This is a genomic window from Deinococcus frigens DSM 12807 (assembly GCF_000701425.1).
In the GTDB taxonomy this organism is placed as follows: domain Bacteria; phylum Deinococcota; class Deinococci; order Deinococcales; family Deinococcaceae; genus Deinococcus; species Deinococcus frigens.
This window is the reverse complement of the sequence record NZ_JNIW01000106.1, coordinates 1-5,843: the sequence shown is the minus strand read 5'-3', so window position 1 is coordinate 5,843 and position 5,843 is coordinate 1. Positions and strand designations below refer to the sequence as shown.

General features: G+C 66.0%; 4 protein-coding genes and 2 pseudogenes. 4 read left to right on the top strand and 2 right to left on the bottom strand.

The annotated features are described in order from the left end of the window. Positions 1 to 286 (bottom strand): annotated as a pseudogene (locus Q322_RS0119365) (IS6 family transposase); the annotation flags it as partial. 199 nt (positions 287 to 485) lie between these two features. Beyond that, entirely contained in the window at positions 486 to 3,011 is a 2,526-nt protein-coding gene (locus tag Q322_RS0119360) for a heavy metal translocating P-type ATPase (RefSeq protein ID WP_029479496.1), read from the bottom strand. A gap of 162 nt (positions 3,012 to 3,173) precedes the next feature. Here Q322_RS0119360 and Q322_RS0119355 point away from each other — a divergent pair, with 162 nt between their 5' ends. The 4 genes and pseudogenes from Q322_RS0119355 to Q322_RS22845 all read left to right on the top strand — a co-directional run. Continuing rightward, on the top strand, positions 3,174 to 3,377 hold the full coding sequence (locus Q322_RS0119355) for a CopZ family metallochaperone (RefSeq protein ID WP_029479495.1): 204 nt from the start codon (positions 3,174 to 3,176) through the stop codon (positions 3,375 to 3,377). Positions 3,378 to 3,417: 40 nt separating this feature from the next. Beyond that, positions 3,418 to 3,681: a metal-sensitive transcriptional regulator gene (locus Q322_RS0119350; protein ID WP_029479494.1), complete on the top strand. Its 264-nt coding sequence runs from the start codon at positions 3,418 to 3,420 to the stop codon at positions 3,679 to 3,681. 457 nt (positions 3,682 to 4,138) lie between these two features. Next, positions 4,139 to 5,518 carry an FAD-binding domain-containing protein gene (locus Q322_RS0119345; protein ID WP_211248938.1) on the top strand — a complete coding sequence of 460 codons (1,380 nt, stop codon included), beginning with the start codon at positions 4,139 to 4,141 and terminating at the stop codon, positions 5,516 to 5,518. Positions 5,519 to 5,634: 116 nt separating this feature from the next. Continuing rightward, positions 5,635 to 5,843, top strand: a pseudogene (locus Q322_RS22845) (IS6 family transposase); the annotation flags it as partial.

The window sequence follows — 5,843 nt, the reverse complement described above, 5'->3', positions numbered from 1 at the left end:
CCACCGCCCGCCACAACCAATGCCGAACGCCATCCACCGTCGTGCAGACCTCGTCCAGGTACCAGCGGGAACCCCGCCGGGGTTCTCGCTGGCGCAGTCCTTCTGCGAACAGGGAAGCGAATTTCATGCACCACTCGCGGAGGGTCTCATGACTGACTTGAATGCCGCGCTGGTGCAGCAATTCTTGAACATCTCTGTAGCTGAGTGGGAAGCGGTGGTACAGCCACACAGCGTGCTGGATGATGATCATTGGGAAGCGGTGTCGGTAGGGCTTGGCGTCGGTCATGGATGGTCACCCTACCCCAGTCCGGTTAAGGCAACACAACCCACGGACCAGCGCTTTGCTCGGTAGTTTCTGGGTGGCGATCCAGGGGCCGACGGTGAGTTTGAGCATGGGACAGACCTCCTTTCAGGGTGTGGTGATGGTGCAAAGGCGGGGGGTGCATGCAGAGGCCGGGGAATGCAGGGGTCAGCCCGGACCCCGTTCAGGTGGCCGCGAGCTGCCCGCCGGGTTCGCTGGGCTGGGGTCTGGGCGCGCTGGGCGGTAGGGGCGGTTTGAAGCTCCGCAGCCGCAGGGCATTGGTCAGCACGAACACACTGGAAAAGCCCATCGCGGCGGCAGCCAGCACCGGACTCAGCCGCAGGCCGAAGGCGGGAATCAGCACGCCCGCCGCCACCGGAATCAGCAGCACGTTGTAGGCGAAGGCCCAGAACAGGTTGAGCCGGATGTTGCGCAGGGTGGCGCGCGACAGGGCCAGCGCGTTGGGAACGCCGCGCAGATCGCCCGACATCAGTACCACATCTGCCGTCTCGACCGCCACGTCGGTGCCGGTGCCGATCGCCAGGCCCACGTCGGCCTGGGCCAGCGCGGGCGCGTCGTTGATGCCGTCGCCCACGAACGCCACTTTCTGCCCGCCCTGCTGCAAGGCCCGGACCGCCTCGGCCTTGTCGCCCGGCAGCACCTCGGCCTGAACCTGATCGATGCCCAGTTGCCGGGCAATCGCCTGGGCGGTGCGGGCATTGTCACCCGTGATCATCGCCACCTTCAGGCCCTGTCGGTGCAGCGCCGCCACGGCCTCGCGGCTGCCGTCCTTGATCGGATCGGCCACCGCCAGAATGGCCGCCAGCGCGCCGTCCAGGGCCACGTACAGCGGACTCTTGCCCTCATCGCCCAGTTGCGCGGCCTGCGCCTCAAAGGCCGCCGGGTCCAGGCCGAGCCGCGTCATGTAGCGGTCCGCGCCGACCTGCACCCGCACGCCACCGACCACCGCGTCGAGGCCGAAGCCCGGCACGGCCTGCGACGAATCGGGCGCGGTCAGCGGCAGCCCCTCGCTCCGGGCGGCGTTCACGATGGCGCGGGCGATGGGATGCTCGCTGTCCTGCTCGGCACTGGCCACCAAGCGCAGAACATCGGCGCGCCCGAAGCCCGGCGACATGTTCAGATCGGTGAGTTCAGGCTGACCGCGCGTTAGCGTCCCGGTCTTGTCCAGGGCAACAACCTGCGCGGCCTGGAGGCCCTCCAGCGCGGTGCCGCTCTTGAACAGCATGCCCAGCTCGGCGGCCTTACCGGTCCCCACCATCACGCTGACCGGGGTGGCCAGGCCCATCGCACAGGGGCAGGCGATGATCAGCACCGCCACCATGTTGATCAGGGCCTGACTGAGCGCGCCCTCACCGCCCAGCCACAGCCACGCCGCGAACGTGACGGCGGCGATCACCAGCACGATGGGAACAAAGACGGCCACCACCTGGTCCGCCAGGCCCTGGATCGGCGGTTTGCTGCCCTGCGCCGTCTCGACCAGCTTGATGATCTGGGCCAGCGCCGTGTCGTTGCCGACGCGGGTGGTCCGTACAGTCAGCGCGCCGTTGCCGTTGAGGGTGCCGCCGATCACCGCTGCGCCTCCAGTTTTCTGAATGGGGACGCTCTCGCCGGTGATCATGCTCTCGTTGACGTAACTCTGGCCGCTCAGCACCTCGCCGTCCAGCGGAATGCTCTCGCCGGGCAGCACCCGCAGCGTGTCGCCCACCCCCACCTCGTCCACAGGGGTCAGGCGTTCCTCACCGTCCCGCAGGACCCGCGCTTCCTTGGGTTGCAGGGAAAGCAGGGTCTTCATGGCCTCGCTGCTGCGGCCCTTGGCCAGGGCCTCGAAGTACTTGCCCAGCAGGATCAGGGTGATGACCACGCCCGACGCCTCGAAATACACGTGGGCGGTGCCCGCCGGAAAGAGCTGCGGAGCCACGGTCACCACCAGGCTGTAGAAGAAGGCGGCAGACGTGCCGATCATCACCAGGGCGTTCATATCCGGGCTGCGGTGCTTCAGGCTGGCCCAGCCCAGGCGGTAAAAGCGCCGTCCAGGACCGAACTGCACCGGGGCGGCCAACGCCAGCATGATCCAGTTCAGCGCCCCCATGCCAACCGACGCCATCAGGCTGCGTTCCAGGGCGGGCCACAGCATCGGCAGCATGGCGATCAGCAGCAGCGGCACGGCAAAGACGGCGCTGAAGACCACCTGAGCGCGCAGGTGCCTGACCTCGGCCTCGCGGGCGGCCCGCTGGGTATCTGCGCCGGACGTCTCCTGTTCCTGCTCCAGCACGCCGTAGCCAGCCTCACGCACGGCGGCCCGGAGCTGACCGGGCGTGGCGGTGGCCGGAAGGTAGCTGATCTTGGCACGTTCGCTGGCGAGATTGACGCTGGCGCTCAGCACGCCGTCTACCCCGGTAAGCGCCCGCTCGACGCGCCCCACGCAGTTCGCACAGGTCATTCCGGTGATGGGCAGGTCCACTTCGGCAGTGACGGGTTCGTAGCCCACGTCGCGCACCGTGGCGATCAGGGTCCGGGCGTCGGTCTGGGCTGGATCAAAGCGCACGCTGGCCCGCTCAGTGGCCAGATTGACGGCGGCGTCATGGACCCCCGCCACCTTCTTCAGTCCCCGCTCCACCCGGCCCACACAACTCGCGCAGGTCATGCCCTGCACGCCGATTTCAAGCACTGTTGGTTCGCCTGCCGTCATACGTTCTCCTTATCCCCCCTGGGAGGGTTTGATCAATTATAGAAAAATCTGCGATTGGAATCAAGCTTTTGATGTGCGTACCCACCTTAATCTCCGCGAAATCAAATGGCCGCACCGCCCCTCTGCCTTGACACCCTACCGGGGAGGATCTAAACTCTGAATATGACGACTGAACTGATCGTAAGCGGCATGACCTGTGGGCACTGCCAGACCGCCGTGACCAAAGCCCTGAAAGGGGTTCCCGGCGTCGAGCAGGTCGACGTGAATCTGACGGATGGCCGCGCCCAGGTGCAGGGCCAGGTCGATCCCCAGGCGCTGGTGGCCGCCGTCAAGGAAGAGGGCTACGGTGCCCAGCTCCGCCCGTAAGCCTGATGCGCCCGTTTGCGCCGCGCCGGACCGGCTGTGCATGCCGGAAGACGCCCGCAAGCGGGCGTCGCGCCGCCTGAAGATCGCGCGCGGACACCTCGATTCCATCGTCGGCATGCTGGACGATCCGGACGCCTACTGCATCGACGTGTTGAGACAGATCAAGGCGGTCCAGGGCGCGCTGTCCGGCGCGGGAGAGGTGGTGTTGCGCGGTCACCTGGAGGCGCACGTCGCCACCGCCCACCAGCGGGGCGACAGCATCGAGATCGTCGAGGAACTGATGGAAGCTCTCAAGTACACCTGATACAGACTCCGCTTGTTCTCCTGCTCGCTGTCCTGGCCGGAACAGCGCCCATGGGGACGCCTGGGAACCTGGGCGGACTTCCAGATGGTTCCAATACCTTTCAATCGGAGGTCCGTAGAGGCCGCCCGGCATTGAACGGCGCTTCCTTGCGGCCCACTGGCCTAAGGGAGCATCTGCTTGATGGCGCGGTCTGACTCGATCAGTTTGAGTCGCCGCCGTGCTGGCGAGTCCACCGCAGTGGATCACGGGGCGACCATCCAGGGTCCGACACGCAGTGCGTTCAATTCCAGACCAGGCAGGAGAGCGCCGTCTCTATTTCCTGGCCACGCGACGCGTCCTGTTTGCTCCTCCTTTCAGTCGGGTGAAAGTTCGAATTTTCACCGCAATCCGGATCAGAAACGAAACCTGCGCTTCAGGACACCGTCAATGCCGGTGCGGGGGTGACACACTCGCCATGATGCCCCAGTCGCCTGTTCCCCTGCCCGCGAGCCTGCGAGACGTGGCCCCAGCCGAGCTGTTCCCCGACGTGTTCGCCCGTGACGCACAGCACCAGGGCTTCGCGCGTGGCGGGCGGGACACGGCACTCCAGGCTCTGGCCGCCATCGATCCGGTGACCTACGGACGGGACCGCTCCCACCTGGACGGCCATGTCAGCCGTGTCTCGCCCTACCTGCGCCACGGCGTCCTGACGCTGGCCGAGGTGCGTGACGCGGCGCTGGCCCACGCGCCGGACACTGCCCCGAGCCGCGTCTGGAAGTACGTCAACGAGTTGAGCTGGCGCGACTATTCCGTGCGCGTATACGCCGAGGTGGGTGAGCTGATCTGGCAGGATTTCGAGCCGTACAAGACGGGCCTGCCCGCTTCCGCGTATGCCCGCGAGTTCCCTGCCGACATCGACAGCAGCACGACCGGGGCGTCCTGCATCGATGCCTGGTCGGATGAGTTGCGGCAGTCCGGCTACCTGCACAATCACGTCCGGATGTGGCTGGCCAGCTACGTCGTGCACCACCGCCGGTTGTGGTGGCAGGGCGGGGCGGCGTGGTTCATCACGCACCTGCTGGACGGTGATCCATCGTCGAACAACCTGGGCTGGCAGTGGGTGGCCAGCACCTGGCGCGCATTTCCGTACCTGTGGAACCGGGGCAACCTGGTCAAGTATGCCGGGGACCGCTACTGCGCCGCCTGTCCTCTGGAAGACGCGGGCTGTCCCTTCGACGCTACCTACGCCGCCCTCTCCGAGCGCCTGTTCGAGGGCAAGGCCGCCGCACCCGGCGAGAGTGGTCGTCTGGACCCCATGACCCTGAAAGACGTTCCCTGGGAGCCGCCGCCCACGCCTGAGGCCGTTTCCGCTGCGGTGGTGTGGGTCCACGGTGACCGCCTCTCGCCCACCAATGAGGCGCTGGTCGCCTACCCGCAGGGGCCTGCCGTATTCGTCTGGGACGATGGGTTGTTGACGGAATGGATGGTCAGTGCCAAACGCCAGACCTTTATCCACGAGTGTGTTCAGGACTTGCCTGTTCACGTTCTGCGCGGCGACGTGGCCGCCGAGGTGATTCGCTTCGCCCGCGCACATGGGGCCACCACTGTAGCCACCACGCCCAGTCCCAGCCCACGTTTCGCGGCCATCGTCACCGCGCTGGAGGCGGCGGGCCTGCGGGTACAGGTGTGGGCGGAACCCCCGTTTGGAGAGAGCCTGACGCCCCTGGACCTGCGTGTTCACGGTGACTACTGGCGGCAGATCAGCGCCAGTGCTTTTGGGAAAGACCCTGCGCCGCCCAAACCCAGGCGGCCCCGCGCGAAGAAAAGCCAGTCGGTTAAGAGCAAGGGGAAGAAATAGAGCTTTATCTGATGAAGATCAGTATGCTGTCCAGCTCGCATGGAAGATGGATGACGGCAAGTGGGCGCTCACAGCGGTTGTGTTGCCTTAACCGGACTGGGGTAGGCTGACCATCCGTGACCGACGCCAAGCCCTACCGACACCGCTTCCTAATGATCATCATCCAGCACGCTGTGTGGCTGTACCACCGCTTCCCACTCAGCTACAGAGATGTTCAAGAATTGCTGCACCAGCGCGGCATTCAAGTCAGTCATGAGACCCTCCGCGAGTGGTGCATGAAATTCGCTTCCCTGTTCGCAGAAGGACTGCGCCAGCGAGAACCCCG